This window comes from Intrasporangium sp. (genome assembly GCF_040414665.1).
In the GTDB taxonomy this organism is placed as follows: domain Bacteria; phylum Actinomycetota; class Actinomycetes; order Actinomycetales; family Dermatophilaceae; genus Intrasporangium.
Window position 1 is genome coordinate 1 of sequence record NZ_JBEDUL010000168.1, and the last position, 20121, is coordinate 20121.

Annotated in this window: 22 protein-coding genes; 9 read left to right on the forward strand and 13 right to left on the reverse strand. The window is 69.5% G+C overall.

Translation table 11 applies throughout. From position 1 onward, the window contains the following. From ABF401_RS18090 to ABF401_RS18110, 5 genes are all read left to right on the forward strand, one after another. Window positions 1-543: DUF4129 domain-containing protein (locus ABF401_RS18090; protein ID WP_353510980.1), on the forward strand; the 543-nt coding region annotated here is incomplete at its 5' end. Beyond that, on the forward strand, window positions 540-1079 hold the full coding sequence (locus ABF401_RS18095) for a hypothetical protein (RefSeq protein ID WP_353510981.1): 540 nt from the start codon (window positions 540-542) through the stop codon (window positions 1077-1079). The genes ABF401_RS18090 and ABF401_RS18095, both read left to right, overlap by 4 nt. Before the next feature lie 2 nt (window positions 1080-1081). Next, on the forward strand, window positions 1082-2131 hold the full coding sequence (locus ABF401_RS18100) for an AAA family ATPase (RefSeq protein ID WP_353510982.1): 1050 nt from the start codon (window positions 1082-1084) through the stop codon (window positions 2129-2131). A 1-nt stretch (window position 2132) separates the two neighbouring features. After that, entirely contained in the window at window positions 2133-3446 is a 1314-nt protein-coding gene (locus ABF401_RS18105; RefSeq protein ID WP_353510983.1) for a DUF58 domain-containing protein, read from the forward strand. Then, a complete protein-coding gene (locus ABF401_RS18110; RefSeq protein ID WP_353510984.1) occupies window positions 3443-4045 on the forward strand; it encodes a hypothetical protein in 603 nt (200 codons plus the stop codon). The genes ABF401_RS18105 and ABF401_RS18110 overlap by 4 nt, the downstream gene beginning before the upstream one ends. 15 nt (window positions 4046-4060) lie before the next feature. Here ABF401_RS18110 and ABF401_RS18115 read toward each other — a convergent pair whose 3' ends face one another. From ABF401_RS18115 to ABF401_RS18150, 8 genes are all read right to left on the reverse strand, one after another. Then, on the reverse strand, window positions 4061-4699 hold the full coding sequence (locus ABF401_RS18115; RefSeq protein WP_353510985.1) for a hypothetical protein: 639 nt from the start codon (window positions 4697-4699) through the stop codon (window positions 4061-4063). A 32-nt stretch (window positions 4700-4731) separates the two neighbouring features. Continuing rightward, window positions 4732-6009, reverse strand: a complete 1278-nt coding sequence (gene clpX / locus ABF401_RS18120) for an ATP-dependent Clp protease ATP-binding subunit ClpX (RefSeq protein WP_353510986.1) — start codon at window positions 6007-6009, stop codon at window positions 4732-4734. Window positions 6010-6149: 140 nt separating this feature from the next. Then, window positions 6150-7112 carry a DUF559 domain-containing protein gene (locus tag ABF401_RS18125; RefSeq protein ID WP_353510987.1) on the reverse strand — a complete coding sequence of 321 codons (963 nt, stop codon included), beginning with the start codon at window positions 7110-7112 and terminating at the stop codon, window positions 6150-6152. Window positions 7113-7281: 169 nt separating this feature from the next. Next, a complete protein-coding gene (locus ABF401_RS18130) occupies window positions 7282-7536 on the reverse strand; it encodes an acyl-CoA-binding protein (RefSeq protein WP_353510988.1) in 255 nt (84 codons plus the stop codon). Window positions 7537-7638: 102 nt separating this feature from the next. Next, complete coding sequence (locus ABF401_RS18135; RefSeq protein ID WP_353510989.1) at window positions 7639-8292, reverse strand: ATP-dependent Clp protease proteolytic subunit; 654 nt, start codon at window positions 8290-8292, stop codon at window positions 7639-7641. A gap of 8 nt (window positions 8293-8300) precedes the next feature. Next, window positions 8301-8939, reverse strand: a complete 639-nt coding sequence (locus tag ABF401_RS18140; RefSeq protein ID WP_353510990.1) for an ATP-dependent Clp protease proteolytic subunit — start codon at window positions 8937-8939, stop codon at window positions 8301-8303. A gap of 199 nt (window positions 8940-9138) precedes the next feature. Then, a complete protein-coding gene (locus tag ABF401_RS18145; protein ID WP_353510991.1) occupies window positions 9139-9348 on the reverse strand; it encodes a hypothetical protein in 210 nt (69 codons plus the stop codon). Between the two features lie 33 nt (window positions 9349-9381). Beyond that, window positions 9382-10206 (reverse strand): IclR family transcriptional regulator, encoded by an 825-nt coding sequence (locus ABF401_RS18150; protein WP_353510992.1) that lies wholly within the window; start codon window positions 10204-10206, stop codon window positions 9382-9384. Between the two features lie 72 nt (window positions 10207-10278). On the opposite strand from ABF401_RS18150, the gene ABF401_RS18155 reads away from it, so the two are divergent. The 4 genes from ABF401_RS18155 to ABF401_RS18170 are packed head-to-tail and all read left to right on the forward strand — an operon-like array spanning window position 10279 to window position 14316. Further along, window positions 10279-11442, forward strand: coding sequence for a cupin domain-containing protein (locus ABF401_RS18155; protein ID WP_353510993.1), 1164 nt, complete (start codon window positions 10279-10281; stop codon window positions 11440-11442). Further along, the gene (locus ABF401_RS18160) at window positions 11439-12290 is read left to right on the forward strand and encodes a fumarylacetoacetate hydrolase family protein (protein ID WP_353510994.1); all 852 of its coding nucleotides are present in this window, start codon (window positions 11439-11441) and stop codon (window positions 12288-12290) included. The genes ABF401_RS18155 and ABF401_RS18160 overlap by 4 nt, the downstream gene beginning before the upstream one ends. Next, complete coding sequence (locus ABF401_RS18165; RefSeq protein ID WP_353510995.1) at window positions 12290-13012, forward strand: maleylpyruvate isomerase family mycothiol-dependent enzyme; 723 nt, start codon at window positions 12290-12292, stop codon at window positions 13010-13012. Before ABF401_RS18160 ends, ABF401_RS18165 begins: the two co-directional genes overlap by 1 nt. 29 nt (window positions 13013-13041) lie before the next feature. After that, window positions 13042-14316, forward strand: a complete 1275-nt coding sequence (locus ABF401_RS18170; protein WP_353510996.1) for an FAD-dependent monooxygenase — start codon at window positions 13042-13044, stop codon at window positions 14314-14316. Window positions 14317-14395: 79 nt separating this feature from the next. On the opposite strand, the gene ABF401_RS18175 is transcribed toward ABF401_RS18170, so the two are convergent. The 5 genes from ABF401_RS18175 to ABF401_RS18195 are packed head-to-tail and all read right to left on the reverse strand — an operon-like array spanning window position 14396 to window position 20117. After that, window positions 14396-16126 (reverse strand): CocE/NonD family hydrolase, encoded by a 1731-nt coding sequence (locus ABF401_RS18175; protein ID WP_353510997.1) that lies wholly within the window; start codon window positions 16124-16126, stop codon window positions 14396-14398. Window positions 16127-16150: 24 nt separating this feature from the next. Beyond that, on the reverse strand, window positions 16151-17104 hold the full coding sequence (locus ABF401_RS18180; protein WP_353510998.1) for an MBL fold metallo-hydrolase: 954 nt from the start codon (window positions 17102-17104) through the stop codon (window positions 16151-16153). After that, window positions 17101-18027 (reverse strand): alpha/beta hydrolase, encoded by a 927-nt coding sequence (locus ABF401_RS18185; RefSeq protein WP_353510999.1) that lies wholly within the window; start codon window positions 18025-18027, stop codon window positions 17101-17103. Before ABF401_RS18185 ends, ABF401_RS18180 begins: the two co-directional genes overlap by 4 nt. Window positions 18028-18031: 4 nt before the next feature. Further along, on the reverse strand, window positions 18032-19150 hold the full coding sequence (locus ABF401_RS18190) for an FAD-dependent oxidoreductase (RefSeq protein WP_353511000.1): 1119 nt from the start codon (window positions 19148-19150) through the stop codon (window positions 18032-18034). Between the two features lie 16 nt (window positions 19151-19166). Further along, window positions 19167-20117 carry a phosphotriesterase family protein gene (locus tag ABF401_RS18195; RefSeq protein ID WP_353511001.1) on the reverse strand — a complete coding sequence of 317 codons (951 nt, stop codon included), beginning with the start codon at window positions 20115-20117 and terminating at the stop codon, window positions 19167-19169. Window positions 20118-20121 lie beyond the last annotated feature (4 nt).

Genomic DNA, 20121 nt, shown 5'->3' on the forward strand with positions numbered 1-20121 from the left:
TGGGACCTCGCGGGCCTGTTCGCGGTGCTGGTCCAGGTCATGGTCGTGCTCGTCATCCTCGGGGTGCTCATCCTCCTCGTCCTGGCCGTGCGCGACCTGCTGCACCGGGTCGCGCCGCGGCTCGCCAGTGAGGAGGAGGCTGACTTCGACAGCCCCCAGGTGCCCGAGGAGGTCCTGGCAGGCGCGGACCATGGCCTCGAGGCGCTCGAGCGGGGGGCGCCTCGCAACGCCATCGTCGCTGCCTGGGTGGCCCTCGAGGATGCCGCCGGCGCAGCCGGTCTCCCCCGGCACCCTGCCGAGACCTCGACCGAGTACGTCGTCCGGGTCCTGCGCGTCTGGGACGTCGACCCGCGCAGCCTCGCGGAGCTGGCCGGGCTCTACCGTGAGGCCCGCTTCTCCACCCACCCGCTGGCCGAGGACCATCGGCGGCGCGCCGTCACCGCGCTGGCCACGATCCGGAACGATCTCGGGCGTCAGCCGATCGGCGCAGACGACGTCGCGGCCCGTCCCGACCCGGCCCACGCGGAAGGCCACCGGCGGTGAACCCCCAGCCCAGCGGCATACGGACGGTGGCGGTTGCCCTGCGTCCCTGGCGCCGCCGCGTCGGGGCCATCGTCGTGCTCTGGGTGGCCCTCACCCTGTTCACCGGGCTGATCGGCCTGCGCCCCGACGTCCCGCGGCTCGCGGCCATCCTCGTCGCCTCTGGCGCGCTGGCGTGGTTTGCCGTCGACCACCTCGCCAGCCAGCAAGTGGTCGTCTGGCCGCTCACGGACACCGAGCTCTCCGCAGGCAACCGGGGCAACGACTACCACGTCGTGGGTCTCGCCACGCGGCTCGAGGGCGCCAACGCACGCCCGGAGGGCCGCGCCGAGCTGGTGCACCAGCTGCACACCCGCCTGAGCGAGATCATCCGTGAGCGCCTCTTCGCCAAGCACGGCATCGTCATCGAGGAGGAGCCCAGGTGGGCCGAGGGCGTCATGCCCCGGGAGCTGTGGGACTTCCTCGTGACCATTCCGCCCCCGGACCTGTACCGCCCCGACCGACTTGACCAGATCCTCCGACGAATCGAGCAGTGGTGACGATGACCAACCTCAGTGCCCCCGATGCCGGCAACCTCGATCTCGGTCGCGTCAGCGACCTCAGCAACGCGGTACTCACCGAGGTCGAGCGTGCCATCGTCGGCAAGCGCGAGCCGCTGCGCCTCGTCCTGGCCGGCGTGCTCGCCGGTGGCCACGTCCTCATGGAGGACTTCCCCGGGCTGGGCAAGACGCTGGCCGCCCGCAGCTTCGCGCAGACCCTCGGCCTGACCTTCAAGCGGGCCCAGTTCACCCCTGACCTGCTGCCCGGTGACATCACGGGCTCCTTCGTCTTCGACCAGCGGTCCGGGGACTTCGAGTTCCGCCAAGGCCCGATCTTCGCCGGGCTGCTGCTTGCGGACGAGATCAACCGCACCCCGCCCAAGACCCAGGCCGCACTCCTCGAGGCCATGCAGGAGAAGCAGGTGACCGTCGAGGGGCGCACCTTCCCGCTCCCCCGCCCGTTCCACGTGCTTGCCACGGCCAACCCGGTCGAGTACGAGGGCACGTACCCGCTCCCGGAGGCACAGCTCGACCGCTTCATCATGCGCGTGTCCTTCGGCTATCCGTCCGTCGACGAGGAGTGGCAGATCCTGGCCAACCGCATGGAGCGCCAACAGGAGGAGCAGACCCTGGACGCCGTGGTCACACCCGACGAACTGCTCGCCATGCAGGCGGCCGTGGAGCGCGTGGTCGTCGACGAGTCGGTCGGCCGGTACTGCGTCGCCCTGACGGCAGCAACCCGGACCCACAGCGACGTCCTCATGGGAGCCTCGCCGCGCGGGGCGCTCGGCCTGCTGCTCTGCTCGCGCGCCTACGCGATCATCGACGGACGGGACTACGTCACCCCCGAGGACGTCAAGGCCGTCGCCAAGCCGGTTCTCGCCCACCGCGTCACGGTCAAGCCCGAGCTGTGGATGAGCGACGTCAGCGGAAGCAACGTCGTGACCCGGCTGCTCCGGTCGGTGCCAACCCCGGCGCCGACCCAGCGAGAGCCGCGCGGTGCCGCGAGCATGACTGGCACGACGGGCACCCTGGGCAGTCTCGAGGCCTGACGTGCCGATCCTGCTGCCCCAGACGACGTCCAGCCGCCCGCTCGGCCGGTGGACCGCGTCGGCGGCGCACGTGCGGGCGGTGATCCTGGCCGCCGGAGCGGCCGTGGCGGCCGTCGTGGGCAGCCGTCCCGACTTGCTCGTGATCGCCGCCCCGCTGGTGGTCGCCGCCATCTGGGGTCAGCTGACCCGACCTCGAGGGGCCGCCGTCGCGGAGGTCACGCTGAGCAACGGGACGCTACGCGAGGGTGACATCGCGTCTCTCGTCGTCCGGGTCAACGGGGCGCCCGGCGCCGACGGCGTCTTCACCCTCGCCTCGTCCCGATGGGTCGAGCGCAAGCCGCGCAGCGGCGTGGCCCCCATCGAGAACGGCGTCGGCTCGCTCGCGCTGCGCACCACCCGATGGGGGCGGCGCGAGGTCGGCACCGTCAGCGTCTCGATGTCGAGCGACTGGGGGGCCTACCATGTCGGCCCCACCGACGTGCCGGATCTCGCCACGGCGACGCTGCCGGTCCCGGCTGCGTTCGACGCCAGCGCCCCGACCCCGCACCCGCGTGGCCTCATCGGCCTCAACCGCTCGGCCCGGCCCGGGTCGGGCAGCGAGTTCAACACGATCCGACAGTTCCACCCCGGCGACCGCCTCCGCCGGATCCACTGGCCGGTGTCGCTGCGCACCGGCGAGCTGCACGTCACCTCGACCTACGCAGACGAGGACGCCCATGTCCTGCTGCTCGTCGACGCCTTCAGCGATCTCGGGCCACGTGAGGGGATCGACGGTCGACCGACGAGCCTGGACCTCACCGTCCGGGCAGCGGGGGCCATCAGCGAGCACTTCCTCAGCAGCGGCGATCGCCTCACACTGCGGACGGTCGGGGCGGCCAACGTCCCCCGTCTCGGAGCGGGATCCGGCGCCAGACACCTGCGGCGAGTCCTCGAGACCCTGGCCTCGATCTCCCCCGCGAGCGAGCGCCGGGACGACGGCGAGCGGGCCGTTCGCGGCGTGGACGCCAACGCCCTCTGTCTCGTCCTGACCCCGCTCGTCGACCAGACCATGGTGGGTTTGGCCCATACGTTGGCCTCCCGGGGCATGACGACAGTCGTCGTCGACACCTTTCCAGAGCATCTGACCGACAACCCCGGGAACGTCTACGAGGCGCTGGCCTGGCGCATCCGCCTCCTCTCCCGTCAGGCCCAGGTGCACTCGCTCGTCACACGCGGCGTCCCCGTCGTGCCCTGGCGCGGGCCCGGGTCGCTGGACCACGTCCTGCGCGACATCGCTCGGCGGGCCTCGGCGCCGCGGATGGGAAGGCGACGATGACGACCGAGCCGACGCCGCCCACCGGCCACACCTCCACTGGTGCCGAATCCACGAGCCGGACCTGGCGGACTGTCAGCTTCGGCCGCGGTCGCCAGTGGTCGCTCCCGCAGCTGGGCCTCGCGCTGCTGGGGACGGCCAGCGCAGCGGTCTTCCTCCAGTCCCTGTGGCAGGCCTCGGGCGGCTTCGACCCCGTCTGGTGGTCCCTCGTCCTCGTCCCCCTCGTCACCCTCAGCTACACCGGGTCCGGTGTACCGCTCGCCTACTGGGGCCTGATGCTGGTCGGCTGGTTCGTCCTCACCCCGTCCGGCAGCTTCTCCCTGTGGTCGGTGCCGGCCGCCCTCGCGCTCCTCGTCGGTCACTCGGCCGCAGCCCTGGCGGCGACAACCCCGCCGACCGGCGACTTCTCGACTCGGACGCTGCGCCGGTGGCTTCGCCTGGTGCTGGTCGCAGCCCTCGCTGCTCCCGCTGTTGCGCTCCTGGCCAACACGCTCCGAGGCGGTGGGCTGGAAGCCGGCCCGGCGGCATACGTCATCGGTTTGGGAGGGCTGTCGATCGGGATCTTCCTGCTGCGCAGTGAGCCACCCGCCCAAGGCAGCTGAACGCCTGACGGCTGGTCACGAAGGGGCGTCGTCCCAGACCGCGCCCCACGGCATGTCCCAGCCGGCAATCCGGAGGCGGCGCTCGACGAACCCGACCTTCGGCAGGTCGATGACCCGCCCGATGGACGGCTCGTACACGTCGAGTTCCTGGCCGCGCGTCGCCGGCATGACGAGCACGACATGGCGGGGCAGCCAGGCATTGCCGATGTAGAGCAGTGCGGGCCGACCGTCGCGCACTCGCCGCTGGAGAGACGCGTAGGACTCCTCGAGGGTGCTGCGCCGGACGAACCGGAACCACTCGATGTCGTAGTCCGCCCAGGGCACCGCCGCACCGTACTCGAGCTCCCCGATGGCGCCCCACGGCGGTGTCCCGAGGGCCCGCGGCCATGGGAACTGGATTCGGCCGCCCGCTCCGACCAGCGCATTGGTTCGCCGGGCGACGACCTGCTCGTGGGCAGCGAAACGCTGCTCGACCGTGTGCGCGTCGGGGACGTCGTCGTCCTTGGCGTCCTTGTCCACGCCGAGGCGGATCCACCGCGCGAAGGCCGGGTCGACGAGCATGCGTGCGACCGTGAGGGACGCCGACCCGCACGTCGTCGTGGACTGCTGCACGGGCACCCGGTCACCGGCCTGCAGGCGGAAGGGTGCGATCATTCCCTCCCCCTCTGCTGCTCAGGCCCTGACGGTCAGGCGGATTCCTTGCGTTGGCGCTTGGCTCGCGGCTCCGCTTCACGCCGCACGATCGTCGGGTTGACGTTGTCGAGGACGACCTCGCGGGTCACGACGACCCGGGCGATGCCGTCGTCGCTCGGCACGTCGAACATGACCGGGAGGAGGACCTCCTCCATGATCGCGCGCAGTCCACGCGCACCGGTGCCGCGCAGCAGGGCCTGGTCGGCGACGGACTCGAGGGCGTCCTCGGTGAACTCGAGCTCGACACCATCGATCTCGAACATCTTCTGGTACTGCTTGACGAGCGCGTTCCGAGGCTGCGTCAGGATGTTGACGAGCGCCTGTTGGTCGAGCGGCGCGAGGGTGGTGAGGACGGGCAGGCGACCGATGAACTCGGGGATGAGGCCGAACTTGAGCAGGTCCTCGGGCATGACGTCGGCGAAGCTGTCCGCGTGGTCCTTCGGGGTGTGCAGCGGTTGGCCGAAGCCGAGCCCCTTGCGACCCGCCCGGCTCTCGATGATCCGTTCCAGGCCGGCGAAGGCGCCACCGACGATGAAGAGCACGTTCGTCGTGTCGATCTGGATGAACTCCTGGTGCGGATGCTTGCGTCCGCCCTGGGGTGGCACCGACGCCGTGGTCCCCTCGAGGATCTTCAGCAGCGCCTGCTGGACACCCTCGCCGGAGACGTCGCGCGTGATGGACGGGTTCTCCGACTTGCGGGCGATCTTGTCGACCTCGTCGATGTAGATGATCCCGGTCTCGGCCTTCTTGACGTCGTAGTCGGCGGCCTGGATGAGCTTGAGCAGGATGTTCTCGACGTCCTCGCCGACGTAGCCCGCCTCGGTCAACGCTGTCGCGTCGGCGATGGCGAACGGGACGTTGAGCATCTTGGCGAGGGTCTGGGCCAAGTAGGTCTTGCCGGAGCCGGTCGGCCCGATGAGCAGGATGTTCGACTTGGCGATGTCGACGTGGTCCTCGTCCCGCTTGGGGCCCTCCCCGGCCTGGATCCGCTTGTAGTGGTTGTAGACGGCGACGGCCAGGGACTTCTTGGCGTTGTCCTGGCCGACGACGTAGTGCTCGAGGAACTCGAAGATCTCCCGCGGCTTCGGCAGGTGGTCGAGCCCGAGCTCGCTCGACTCGGCGAGCTCCTCCTCGATGATCTCGTTGCACAGGTCGATGCACTCGTCGCAGATGTAGACACCGGGGCCCGCGATGAGCTTCTTGACCTGCTTCTGGCTCTTCCCACAGAAAGAGCACTTGAGCAGGTCTCCGCCTTCTCCGATCCGTGCCACCGATTTGCTCCTGACGTCGACAACGACCCCAATCTAAGGGGTCGACTCCTATTAGACGACGGAGCGACCCACCCGTGCTCGTGCAACGCCGTTTGTCCGCTGTCGGCTGACAAACCACGTACGTGTCACTCACACGGGTGTCAGGCTGGCTCGGCCACGTCCTCGGGCAGGCTCGGGAAGTGCTCTCGCCACTCGTCCGACAGTCGAGGCACGCCCATCCCCTTGTCCCGCATGGCGCCCATGATCCGCGACAGGGTCAGTGCCGGCGTGCGGTAGATGTCCTTGGACCGGACGACGACGAGCCGCCAGCTCTTGCCATCCATCCACTCTCGTCGGTCGACGTCGATGTCCCACTGCCTGCCCTCAGCGTGTTGGCGCCCGTCGTACTCGATGATGAGCCGATGGTCCGGGTAGCTGAGGTCGAACCGGAACCGTACGATCCCGTTCGGCCACCGGATCGTGTGGTTGACGACAGGCTCGGGTAGCCCGGCCAGGATCATGAGCATGCGCAGTCGCGACTCCATCGGGGAGTCAACCTCTGCCCTGACGAGCGACGCAGCCCGTCTCGCGAGGCGTCGGGACCGGCCACGGAGCGAGGCGGCTGCCTCGACGAGCTGCTCGGGCGTGATCAGCTCGGCCTTGACCAGGGAATCGCCGAGGACGACCAGGTCGACGAGGCCGAGGTGGCCGGCCAGGTCGACGAAGGTCTGCCGCGGAGTGGTTACCCGGACTCCGTCGACGTTGGTGTACTCCTGACCGTTTCGGCTGATCCGATGCGCGACGAGGCGAGCCACCTGCGGACGCCGACCGACGCACGAGATGTGCGTGCGGCCGTCATCGGGAACGATCCCGCCCCAGATCCGAGCGGCTGTCTGGTGCGATGCCACGGACGTGGGGGACGCAAGGAGCAGCGCCGCACGGGCGAGCAGTCGGGGAGTGACCGTCGCCGATGCCTCGACGTAGACGCCGTTGAACAGGCGTCGGTAGCGCGAGGTGCGCAAGTCCCACGGCGTGATCCCCTCCGGCAGCACCCACTCCTGACGTCCGGTGTCGGGATTCCTGGCCTTGCGGGCCCGGAACGGATTCGGTTGGGGCGATGGCATGCTCGATAGTGACGGTCCGCGGTCATTGCGCGCGGCACTGATCCACAGGGCCGGCTCGGGCCGCCGCACTATCCCAGCCGCTGCGGGAATAGTGCGGCTGTCACCCGACGAGCGCCGCACTATCCCAGCCACGGCGGGAAAGGTGCGGCCCGGGTGCTGCGGAACTGGGTCAGGGGGCGGTGAGGTCCTTGACGATCGCGATGTACTGGCTCTCGGCGTCCTCGGCGGCGGTCCCGGACAGCTTGGCCCATGCGTCGTACTTGGCCCGCCCGACGAAGTCCGTGAATCCCGGCCGCTTGCCCGACACGTCGCCCTCGGTCGCCTGCTTGTAGAGCGCGTACAGCCTCAGCTTGACGTCGTTGCCGGGGTCCTCGGTCAGGTCCTTGACGGAGGCAACGGCCGACTCGAACTCAGTGCTCGCCATGGACCCAAACTTAGCCGTATGCCGCCCAGCTCAGCCCCAGCGGATGGTCACCTTCCGCGCGGGGCCGGCTGAGCGGCATACGGACTCGGTTTGAAAGGAGGCTCAGACCTCGAGGGAGGCCTTGCGCGAGGCGAGCACCTCGTCGATGAGGCCGTAGTCCTTGGCGTCCTCGGCGGAGAGGATCTTGTCGCGCTCGATGTCGTCGCGGACCGTCTCGGACGTCCGGCCGGTGTGCTTGGCCAGGGTGTCCTCGAGCCACGTGCGCATGCGCAGCACCTCGTTGGCCTGGATCTCGATGTCGGACGCCTGGCCGTAGTCGCCGCCCTGGAGCGCGGGCTGGTGGATGAGGATCCGGGAGTTCGGCAACGCGAACCGCTTGCCCTCCGCACCCGCACCGAGCAGCACTGCCGCCGCCGACGCCGCCTGCCCGATGCAGAACGTCTGGATGTCCGGCCGGACGAACTGCATCGTGTCGTAGATGGCGGTCATCGCCGTGAATGAGCCGCCGGGGCTGTTGATGTACATGAGGATGTCGCGATCCGGGTCGAGCGACTCGAGGACGAGCAGCTGCGCGATGATGTCGTCGGCGGACGCGTCGTCGACCTGGACGCCGAGGAAGATGATGCGGTCCTCGAAGAGCTTGTTGTAGGGGTCGGACCGCTTCATGCCGTAGGAGGTGCGCTCCTCGAACTGCGGCAGGATGTAGCGGCTCTGCGGAGCCGGGACGGCGAGGCGGTTCGTCGGGTTGATCATCATCGTTTCTCTCACTTCTCGTCGGTCTTCGCGTCCGCCTGGCCGATGCTCTCGCCCTCGGTGGCCTGACCGGAGCTGGTGAACACGTGGTCGACGAAGCCGTAATCCTTGGCCTCCTCGGCGCTGAACCAGCGGTCCCGGTCGGAGTCCTTGGTGATCTGCTCGATCGTCTGGCCGGTGTGCTCGGCGATGAGCTGGGCCATCTGGTTCTTGATGTAGAGCATCTGCTCGGCCTGGATCTTGATGTCCGTCGCCGTGCCACCGATGCCGCCCGACGGCTGGTGCATCATGACTCGGGCGTGCGGGGTGGCGTAGCGCTTGCCCTGCGTGCCGGCGGAGAGCAGGAACTGGCCCATCGACGCGGCCATGCCCATCGCGACGGTGGCGACGTCGTTGGGGATCCAGTTCATCGTGTCGTAGATCGCCATGCCGGCCGAGATCGAGCCGCCGGGGCTGTTGATGTAGAGCCAGATGTCCTTGTCCGGGTCCTCCGCCGAGAGCAGCAGCAGCTGTGCGCAGATGGCGTTCGCGTTCTCGTCGCGCACGTCTGAGCCGAGGAAGATGATCCGTTCCTTGAGCAGGCGGTTGTAGATGTGGTCGTCGAGACCGCCCAGGCCGTTGGCGCCGTTGGCGGAGATGTCCGAAGTCACCGTGTCTCCATCGTCGAAGGTGTACCCGCCAGGCCGGAGTTTCGCCCGGTCGGCTGGCTCGTCACTGACCCTAACGCCCGGGGGTGGGGTGCGATTTCCCGGACCACGCCGTGTTCGCCCTGAGCGCACAAACCGCGAAAATGCGGGCCGGCTCCCGGGGGCTGCGTATGCCCGGGAACCGGCCCTGGTCGAGAAGCGGTCAGCCAGCCGCGGGGTCCTCTTCAGTGTGGGTCGGCCGGCCCGCGATGTCACCTGCCTGGTCGAGCGACTCCTCCAGGGATGGCTTCGCGGGGGTGCTGCCGTCCGCGTCGCCACCGGCGCGGTTCGCATGGTTCTCCGAGCCGGTGTCCGGGTCGGTGTCCCCCTCGGTGATCGCTGGATCGGCGGGTCGGTTGTCGAAGTCGGTCACGGGTCCTCCTCCGGTCGCGGTGTACCGGTGCTCCTACCCATCCGTCGGTGATCGTCGCGCTGCTCCCGAAGCCGGAGCGGCCGAGAGCCGCATCGCCGACACCTCCCCCGCGAGCGCCTCCTGGACGTCTGCCACGGTGGTCCGCAGCTGTCGCAGCCAGCTCTGCAGCTCTGTCGGGTCGTAACGGACGGTCGGCATCGCGATGGTCACCGCACTCGGCGTCACCCCGGGTACCACGACCGGGACCCCGACGGCCGAGACACCGGCCTCGCTGCGGTTGCGCTGCACCGCGGCCCCGACCCGGCGAACGCGGGCCAGCTCGCGGTGCAGCTCGACCACGTCGGGCCGCTGCTCCGGGCGACCGGCCCAGCGCTCATCCGAATAGAGGTCGGCCACGGCGTCGTCGGACAGCTGGGAGAGCAGCACGAGGCCGCCGGACGTCAGGTGGGCCGGGAAGGTCATCCCCTCCCGGCTGCCGACCCGCAGCGGCTTGGTGCTCTCCCACGAGGCGATGAAGTGCACGAACGCGCCGACGAGCACCACCATGTTGACCGACTCACCGGTCCGGCGCGCCAGCGCCTCGAGGTGGGGCGCTGCCACGTCGCGAAGCAGTCCCGTGCCCAGCCCGCGGTGAGCCTCGAGGGCGAAGGCAGGGCCGGGGCGGTAGCGCCGGGACGAGTCGCGGACCGCGAAGTCGCGGTAGACGAGCATCGCGAGGAGCCGATGGGCCGTCGACAGTGCCACGCCGAGGCGGCTGGCCGCCTCCGTCACGGAGAGGGAGCCCTCGGTCCGCAGGACTGTCGCGAGCACCAGCGCGTTGTCCACGCTGGCCAGCGGATAGGGAGGCTTCTTCCTCATAGCAGAAGATGGTAGTCGCCCATGTGGAAAGCAGTGTTTCGTTGGATCGACGCCAGACAGAAGGAGACACCCATGCCCGAGGAGTTGGTGAACCCGGTCAGCGGGCGCCCCGTGTCGCCCGTGCGGATCTCGGCGAGCGACGCGCCTGACCAACCCACGCCGAGCCCCGAGCTCGATGTGCTCTACCGCGGTTTCGAGAAGGAGCTGCTCGTCCCGTTGTGGACGGAGATCGGCGATCTCATGCCCCCGCACCCGCAGTCGAAGGCGACCGCGCACCTCTGGCGCTGGGACACCCTGCTCGACCTCGCCAGCCAGGCCGGACACCTCGTCCCCGTCGGCCGCGGCGGTGAGCGACGCGCCATCGCGCTGGCGAACCCCTCCCTCGACGGCAAGCCCTACGCCACTCCGACGCTGTGGGCGGCGATCCAGTACCTCATGCCGGGAGAGGACGCCCCGGAGCACCGGCACACCCAGAACGCCTTCCGGTTCGTCGTCGAGGGCGAGGGCGTGTGGACCGTCGTCGGCGAGGACCCCATCCCCATGACGCGAGGAGACTTCCTGCCGCAGGCGGGTTGGCACTGGCACGCCCACCACAACGGGGCAAGCGAGCCGATGGCATGGATCGACGGGCTCGACATCCCGTTCCAGTACGTCACCGAGAGTCAGTTCTTCGAGTTCGGCCGCGATGAGATCAGCGAGGCCGAGCACGCCACGCCCGAGCGCTCCAGGTCGGAGCGACTGTGGGGCCACCCGGGCCTGCGCCCGGTGTCGATGCTGGATGAGCGCCAGGGCAGCCCGCTGCTGCGCTACCCCTGGGCCGACACCGACGCGGCGCTCACGGACCAGCTCGAGCTGGAGGCCGACGGCTTCCCCGGCACCCTCGAACCCGGCCATGCGGCCATCCGCTTCACCAACCCGACGAACGCCAGGGACGTGTTGCCCACGATCCGCACCGAGTTCCACCGGATCGTCAAGGGCACCGAGACCGCGCCGGTGCGCGAGGTCGGTTCCTCCGTCTACCAGGTGTTCGACGGAACCGGAACGGTGACCGTCGGCGAGCGCTCCTGGACCGTGCAGCGCGGGGACCTGTTCGTCGTGCCCTCGTGGCAGCCGCTGTCGATCAGGTCCGAGGCCAGCGCCTCCGACTCCGACTCCGGCGCCCTGGACCTGTTCCGCTTCTCGGACGCCCCGATCTTCGAGAAGCTCAACCTCTACCGGATGGAGACCACCCGATGAAACTGGCCACCCTGCGCACCGCTGGCGGCACCCGCGCCGCACGGATAGACGAGGCTGCGAAACAGGCGGTCCTGCTCGGGGCTACTGACGTCGGAGCGCTCCTGGCCGCCGGCGACCTGAGGGCGGCCGCATCCGCTGGCGGCGAGACGGTGCCGCTGAAGGAGGTGGACTACGCCCCCCTCGTCGCCCAGCCCGGCAAGATCCTTTGCATCGGCCTGAACTACCGCAACCACATCCTCGAGATGGGTCGCGACCTGCCCGAGTACCCGACGGTCTTCTCCAAGTTCGCCGACACCCTCATCGGCGCCAGCGACGACATCCGCCGCCCGGTCGAGACCGAGGAGTTCGACTGGGAGTGCGAGCTCGCGATCGTCCTCGGCAGCACTGTGCGGCGCGCCGACGAGGCAGCTGCCGCTGCCGCGATCGCCGGGTTCGCCGTCCTCAATGACATCACCTGCCGCGACTGGCAGTTCCGCACCCGAGAGTGGCTACAGGGCAAGAACTGGGAGGCCACCACCCCGCTCGGCCCCTGGCTCGTCACCCCCGACGAGGTCGGTGGACCGCGTCCGGCTCTGGCGATCCGCACCCTCGTCGACGGCGAGGTCAGGCAGGAGGACAACACCGGCGACCTCCTCTTCGACCCGGTCGCCCTCGTCGCCTACCTCTCGACGATGATCACGCTGCGCCCGGGGGACGTCATCGCCAGCGGCACCCCGGGCGGCGTCGGCCACGCACGCAAGCCTCCGGTCTATCTCCAGCCGGGCCAGCGGGTCGTCACCGAGATCGACGGCCTGGGCCGGTGTGACAACCTCGTCGTCGCCGATGGCGCTTCGGAGGCGGCCGCCTGATGGCTCCGCCGCTCGACCGCTCGCGCGCCTGGCTGGACGAGGGCACGGTGATCTTCGACCGCGCCCTTGCCGCGGCCAGCGACAAGCTGCTCGCGGGACCCACCGAACTGGCCGGCTGGACCGGACGGCATCTGGTCGCCCATGTCTCGGCGAACGCGGATGCGCTGCGCAACCTCGTGGCCTGGGCACGCACCGGCATGGAGACGCCGATGTACGCATCCCCCGGGCAACGCGACGCCGACATCGAGGTCGGCTCGACCCGGCCGGTCAGTGACCTGCGTGCCTGGTACAACAGATCGGCCGCGGCGCTGCGTGCAGACCTGGACGGACTGACAGGCGAGCAGTGGGAGGAGCCGGTCCGCACCGCCCAGGGTCGCACCGTTCCGGCCTCCGAGGTGCCCTGGATGCGAGCGCGCGAGGTCATGGTCCACGCAGTCGACCTCGGCAGCGGGACCACCTTCGCGGACCTGCCCGACGGGTTCCTGCGCGACCTGCTGGACGACATCACGGTCAAGCGGTCCGGTACGGCCAACCACCCGGCGCTGACGCTCCATGAGGCGGACGGCCCTGGCACCTGGTCGGTCGGGCATCGGGGCCCCGTTGCGCTCGAGGTGACGGGCCCGCTCGCCGAGCTCGCGGCCTATCTCGCCGGTCGCAGCGACGGCTCGACGCTCGCGGCCAGCGACGGCACCCGGTCACCCACGCTCCCCCGCTGGCTGTGAGCCGGCGCCGCACGAACAGGAAGACCCCAATGACAGATCGAGACAAGGCCGTCATCGTCGTCGGTGGCGGTATCGGTGGACTGGCCGCGGCCCTGCGCCTCACCCAGCTCGGCCTCACCGTTCGCGTGCTGGAGCAGGCGGCGGAGTTCGGTGAGGTCGGCGCCGGCCTGCAGATCGCCCCGAACTGCACGCGCATCCTCGACCAGCTCGGCCTCCTCGACGAGGTGATCAGCCTCGGGGTCCTGCCCGACCACATGGTCATGAAGGACGCCGTCGACGGCAGCGAGCTGACCCGCCTCGACCTGCGCGACCTCCACGACCGGTACGGGTACCCGTACATGGTCATCCACCGCAGCGACCTCCACGGCACGCTGCTGCGCGCCTGTCAGCGATCCGGCGTCGAACTCGTCACGAGCACGATGGTGACTGCCTACGAGGACGTCGAGGACGGGGCTGCCGTCATCACCTCGCGTGGCCGTCAGGAGGCGCGCCTCGTCGTGGCGGCCGACGGGATCCGCTCGGTCGCCCGCGCGCTGCTCAGTGACGACGAGCCGGTCAGCTCCACCTACGTCGCCTACCGCGGCGCCGTGCCGATCCAGGCCGTGGCCGAGCTCAACGTGATGACCGACGCTGTCGTCGTCTACGTGGGTCCCGGCTGCCACTTCGTGCAGTACCCGCTGCGTCAGGGCGAGATGTTCAACCAGGTCGCCGTCTTCCAGTCGCCCAAGGCCGTCGCCGGTGACGAGGACTGGGGCACTCCGGATGAGCTGGACGCTGCCTTCGAGGGCATGCACGAGAACATCCAGGCGGGGCTGCCGCTCATGTGGCGTGACCGTTGGTGGCGCATGTTCGACCGCGAGCCGCTGCCGAACTGGGTGGCGGGGCGCGTCATCCTCCTCGGCGACTCGGCGCATGCCCCGCTCCAGTACATCGCCCAAGGCGCGATCATGGCGATCGAGGACGCCTGGGTGCTCGGCTCCCACGCCGAGAAGGCTCTCGGGGCTGGTGCCACCGGCACGACCATCGACTGGGACCCGGTCGTGCGGGCCTACAGCGACGTCCGGACGAAGCACACGGCCCGGGTGCTCGGGACCAGCCGGACATGGGGTGAGCTCTGGCACCTCGAGGGCGAGAAGCGGGAGATCCGCAACGAGATCCTCCGCCAGCGCAGCACCCACGACTACGCCTTCGTGGACTGGCTCTACGGCCCGACCGCGCTGAGCCCAGAGGAACTGTCCCCGATGTTCAGCACTGTTCCGGTGACGCGCGATTCGGTCGACGCGATGGCTGCCCACCACGGCTGAACCGAGGCTCCAGGGCAGCGGCCCCGCCCCTACCGTTCGGCGGCAGGCTGCTGAGTGGCACGATTCTGGGTCGCGAGAGCTACTGCGTCTCCGTCGGCCGGGTCGTGAACGGCAGGACCAGCCGCGACCGGTGCGCGGCGTCCCGGTAGATCTTGTGGGTGACGGGTCGGCCCACCGGAAGATGGAAGGCATCCGGCGGCAGGAGCGCGTTGTGCTCGTCGGCCAGCGGCTCACAGTTGGACAGCTCCACGACGAGGCGGTGCCCCTTCTTGAACACATTCGCGAACGGGTACAGGCGGAGCACGTACTCCTCGATCCTGCCCGGCTCGACCGGCTCAGTGCGGGTGTGCGGGTGGTACGGGTTGCCCTCGGTCGTGCGCTCGTCGAGCTCGCGGTGCGAGGCCTTGAGGTAGCCGGTGGTGATGAGCTGGCGCTTGCCGGCCGGGGCGGCGTCCCAGAGGCGCAGGATGAAGTTGGTGTCCTCCTGGTCGATCTCGGCGAAGAGATGGGCCGCACCCGCGCCGATCATCTCGGCGTCCTCGTCGAACGGCGCGGTGCTCCAGCTGAGCAGTTGGACCTGGTCGGTCACCGTGAGCGGCGCCTGGTAGAACCCGTCGGGTGCGGCGAACTCCGTGCCCATCGGCTCCGGCTCGGGAGACAGCTGGTGGCGCGGGCGCAGGTAGAGCGGCCGGTACTCCACGGGCTTCGGCGGCCACTGCTGCGAGGTCACCCTCTCGCGGGTGCCCTCCACGAAGACGGTCACGGGCGGTTCGTCCATCACCCCGTTGTCGATGCCCTTGAGCCAGTACTCGTACCAGCGGAACATCGTGTCGTGCTCCTCGATGAAGGGGCGTGACTGCATGGGCGGGTACGGCCCGATGTCCAGCTTCTTGGGCCCCTTGAGTGCGTTGAACAGCTCGATCGTGCCGTCGAGGGTCCACCCGCGGCCGTGGTCGAGCTGTAGCCACACCGGGATGTCGATGGTGGCGGCCAAGGTGATCGGGTTGCGCTCCTCGTACCATTCCCCGTCGAGCTCGTTCAGGATGATGTCGAACCACGCCTCGTGGTTCTTCGGGTAGTGGAGCACGTGCACGAGGTTGGGCCACGCGGCGATGTCCGGGTCCTGCAGTCGCGCCGCGACCCGCTCCTTGACCTGCTCCGGGGAGTAGGCCTCGAGCATTCGGGACTTCACCCGGTCCGTGAACGCCCACCCCGAGTCCCCTCCGCGACCCTCGCGGGCGGCGCGCGGCATGAGCCACATGATGCCGCCGTGATAGGTGGTCTCGTAGAAGTCGTAGTGGCCACCGGAGACGAAGATCGCCTTGAGGCTCGGCGGACGCTCAGCGGCGGCCAACACCTGCATCGAGCCGAAGTACGAGATGCCGATCATGCCGACGTTCCCGTCGCACCACGGCTGCGCGGCGACCCACTCGATGACGTCGTAGGCGTCCTGGCCGAGCGGGATGCCCCCCGCGTTGTAGTTGCCGATGTGCTGGCCGCCGGAGTCGCCTGTTCCCCGCAGGTCACCGATGACGTGCACGTAGTCCTCGGCGACGACCCGGGCGATGTCACCGGCCTCGATGCAGCCGTCCCACATCGGGCTGGGGCGACGCTGCGGTGGTGTGGTCAGGGCCAGAGCCTGGAGTTCCTTGCCGTACGGGCTCAGCGCCACGAGGGCCGGGCGCGGCTTGTCCTCGACACCCTCGTACGCGTCGGCGGCAAGCTGGACGCCATCCCGCATGGGGACCCGCAGGTCCTTCCTGATGCGGATGGTCTGTCCGCCCGCGTCCCATGTCCGGAGGTCAGCCATGGCCTGGTAGCTCCTTGTCCTGTCTCAAGACTCTCCCAAGAGGGTCCGGGTGTACTGCGTGAGGTAGCCGTGCATCGTCGTGAAGAACGGCGACGGCTCCAGGGTCGGATCTCCGTGGTAGCCGAGCTCCTGCGCCACCAACGCGAACGGTGAGCAGGCCGACTCCGTCACCCGGACGCCCTCGTCCAGGTACCGCTGGGTTGCCGCGCTGATCCGTGCCTCGATGTCCAGGCTCTCCTGGAGCGCCCGCTGCGCTTGTTCGTCGTCAAGCTCCACGCCGTAGGGGTCCCCGCCGCCGGTGCGGTACGGATGTCCGAGATAGAGATGCTGTGGACGGACCTCGTCGCGCAGGTACCTCAGGCTCGTGCGGTAGCGCACTGGATCCGCGTAGCCGGGGAACCCGTTGGCGGCTCCGTGCACCTGGACCGCGTCACCGACGAAGACGGACCGCTGCCCGTCGAGCACGTAGGCGACCGAGCCGGGCGTGTGGCCGGGAATGGGGTGGACGGAGACCGTCACGTCACCGCCGAGGGTCAGGGTCTCGCCGCCCGTGACGAGCAGAGCCGGCTCCATCTCGCCGGAGATGACGGCGTCAGCTGCAGCAGCCACCTTCGCCTCGCCCTCGGGGTCATCGAGGAATCGGCCCCGGCCGGCGAGGTACTCCTCGACGTGGGCACGGCGCGAACGCAGCATCGTCGCGTCGTCCTCGTGGATGACAACCCGCGCCTTCCGGCCGGTCAGCTCCCACAGGGCGTGGGCACCGCCGACGTGGTCGATGTGGCCGTGAGTGAGCAGGATCCAGCGCACGTCCTCGATCCGGCGCCCGAGGGCCTCCAGTGCCGGAGCCATGCCCTCAGCCGGGGACGAGGCGATCCCCGTGTCGACGATGGCCGGCTCCGGCGCATCGATGAAGAAGCTGTAGAGGCCGAAGCGCCCCCACGGCGAGACGAGGGGGTGGACGGTGACCTCGCGCGTCATGGCTCTCTGCTCAGGAAGTCGGCGGTCTCGTCGAAGGCGCGGTGGAACTCCGGGATCCAGGAGAAGTTCGCCACGAACCCGTGGTTGGCACCTGCGTAGCGGCTGACGGTCGCGTCCACCCCGGACTCCCTCAGCCTCTGGCCATAGCGCTCTCCCTCGTCACGCAGCGGGTCGAACTCCGCCGTGATGACAAGGGCGCGTGGCAAGCCGGAGAGGTCCGCGCGCTTGATCGGCGACACGAGGGGATCGGCCGGGTCCGCCCCACTCTCGAGGTAGAAGGCGTTGAAGGGCTTCAGTCCCGCGGTCTCGAGGCCGTACCCTTCGGCGTTCTCCCGCAAGGAGGGATAGCGGTCGACGTCGAAGTCCAGGTCCAGCGAGGGGTAGAACAGCACCTGGTGCGTGATCCGGTCGAACCCTTCGTCGCGGGCCCTGGCGGCGACGGCCGCGACGAAGGTGCCTCCCGAGCTGTCGCCGGCGACGGCCAGGATCCCCCCATCCCACTGCAGGCTCTCGCCGTTCTCCGCCGCCCAGCGGACCGCCTCGTAGCAGTCCTGCAGCCCGGCCGGATAGGCGACCTCGGGCGCCAGGCGGTAGCCGACGGAGACGACCTTGAGCCCGGTCGCCTTCGCCAGCGACCGTGCGACGTGGTCGTGCGTCTCCAGGCTCCCGAGGAAGAACGCGCCGCCGTGGAAATACACCAGCAGGCCGTATGCCGCTGAGCCCCTTGGCGTGTACACCCGGAGGGGCACGTCCCCCACTGCGGTGGATGCGGTCAGGTTCTCAACGGCGTACACGGGCAGGCGCTCGTCCATGGGAGGCACCTGTGCCTCCTCGGCCGCCCGCATGGCGGCCGGGTCGAGCGGCCCGCCGGCAGGCGTCGGCAGGGCGGCCAGGACCTTGGCGATCTCCGGGTGCAACGGCACGGCGTCAGGCCTGCGGCTGCTGCGACCCGGGCTTCTGCCCCGGGAAGACGTCGTTGACCTCGTCCTCGCGCCACCCCTGACGCGAGATGCGTTGCAGCTCGTCCGTCACCGGCTTGCGGACCAGCTGATACTGCGCCAGCGCGTCCTTGACGGAGTCGGCGTCGGCCAGGGCGTCACCGAGCGCGCCCGCGTCGAGGATCGCCGAGTTCGCGCCCTGGCCCTGGTGGTGCAGCATCGAGTGAGCCGCATCGCCGACGAGCGCGACGGAGTCGGAGTGCCAGGTGTCCACCGGGTCGATGTCGTAGACCGCGCGAACGTTGACGCTGTCCATGTCGAGGTCACGGGTGATGTCGACGATCCGCTGGTCGAAGCCCTCGACCTCGGCGAGCAGCTCGTCCTTCGTCACCGCGGGCGTCCACGTGCTGTCCGGGCACAGGCTGGTCACATCGAATGACACCTGGTTGCGGTGGCGCAGCGGCAGGACGTACACCTTCGTGCCGTGACCGAGGTACATCCGCAGATTGTCGTCCACCGCAAGCCCATGCGCGTCCGCGACGTCGATCACCGCGCGGTAGGCACGCTCACCGGAGAACACCGGACCCGCGTCGCTGAACAGCTGCTGGCGCACCACGGACTTGATGCCGTCCGCCCCGACGACCAGGTCGGCCTCGACGACGGTGCCGTTGGCGAAGGTGAGGACCGAGCGGTCCCCCTTGTCCTCGATGGACTCGAGCTTGTGGCCGCACTGCACCATCCCCTCGGGGAGGACACCGACCAGGGCGTCGATGAAGTCACCGCGGTGGATCAGGTGGGTCTTCGCGCCGTAGGCCTCGATCTCCGGCCACCCCTCCTTCATGATCGGCTCGCCCGTGGCGGTGAGGATCTCGAAGTAGTCGCTCGGGGAGCTCACCGTGGCGATGGCATCGAAGATCCCCCACTGGCGGAACCGGCCCATCGTGGAGGGACGCAGGCCGATGCCGGCGCCGACCTCACGGATCTGGGTCGCCTGCTCGTAGACCGTGACGTCGGCGCCGAGCAGGCTCAGGGCCTTGGCCGTGGCCGCGCCGGCGTACCCGGCGCCCACGATGGCGACGGTCAGGTTCTTGAGGTCTGAATGCTTCATTGGATCTGTCCTCGTGTCAGTTCTTGATGGTCAGGAAGTCGGCCGGGTTGTCGACGAACAGCCTCGTGATCAGGGCCTCGCCGACACCGGCCGAGCGCAGATCCGGGATGAGGTCCTCGAAGATGTAGTTGACGGTGTGGCCCTTGACGCCCGGCCAGCCCAAGGGGCTGCAGTTGGCATCGGCCGACGCGAGCGCCTTGTCCGGGTGCTGCTCGATGAAGCGGAGGAAGTGGTCCAGCCGCTCCTTGCGCGGGCGGGCCCAGAACGGCGGGTCCTCGAGCTCGGTCTCGTAGCCGAAGGTGTCGAACCCGACCCGACCTCCCCGCTCAGCGATCCAGGTGTCGCGCGTCTTCTGGGCGTTCACGCCGTCGTCGGCGTGCCCGAACAGCACCCGGTCGAGCGGCAGACCCTCCTCGCCGAAGATGGCGATCGCCGTCTCGGCGTCGATGGCCAGGTGGGTCAGGATGGGGACGCCTGTGCGGAGGGCGGCGCGAGCCGCAGCCCGGTAGATGCGCTTGTCCAGGTCGGTCATGCGTCCACCGCGGCTCACGCCGACCTTGATGACACCGGCGCGCCTGCGGGTGTCCCCGATGCCCACGGTGATCTCGTGGATGAACTGCTGGGCCAGGTACTCGACGCTGGCCCGGGCGAAGAACGGCAACGCGGTGTCGCCGCCGACGAAGCCGGTGCAGGCAACGATGTGGACGCCGGTCTTGGCGGACAACGACGCGTAGTAGTCGACGTCCCGGCCGTTGCAGATGCCCGTCGCGTCGACGAAGGTCCCACCCCCGTACTCATGGAAGGCACGCAGTTTGGGGACGGTCTCCTCGTACCGCTCCTCCGGGGTCTTCCACCATCTCGAGTCCAGCTCGGAGCCGGGCATGCCGTAGCCGATGTGCTCGTGGACCGCCACGATCCCCAGCTCTTCAGCCGGGATCGCTCCCAGCACGGTGTTCACTCTCGACACAACA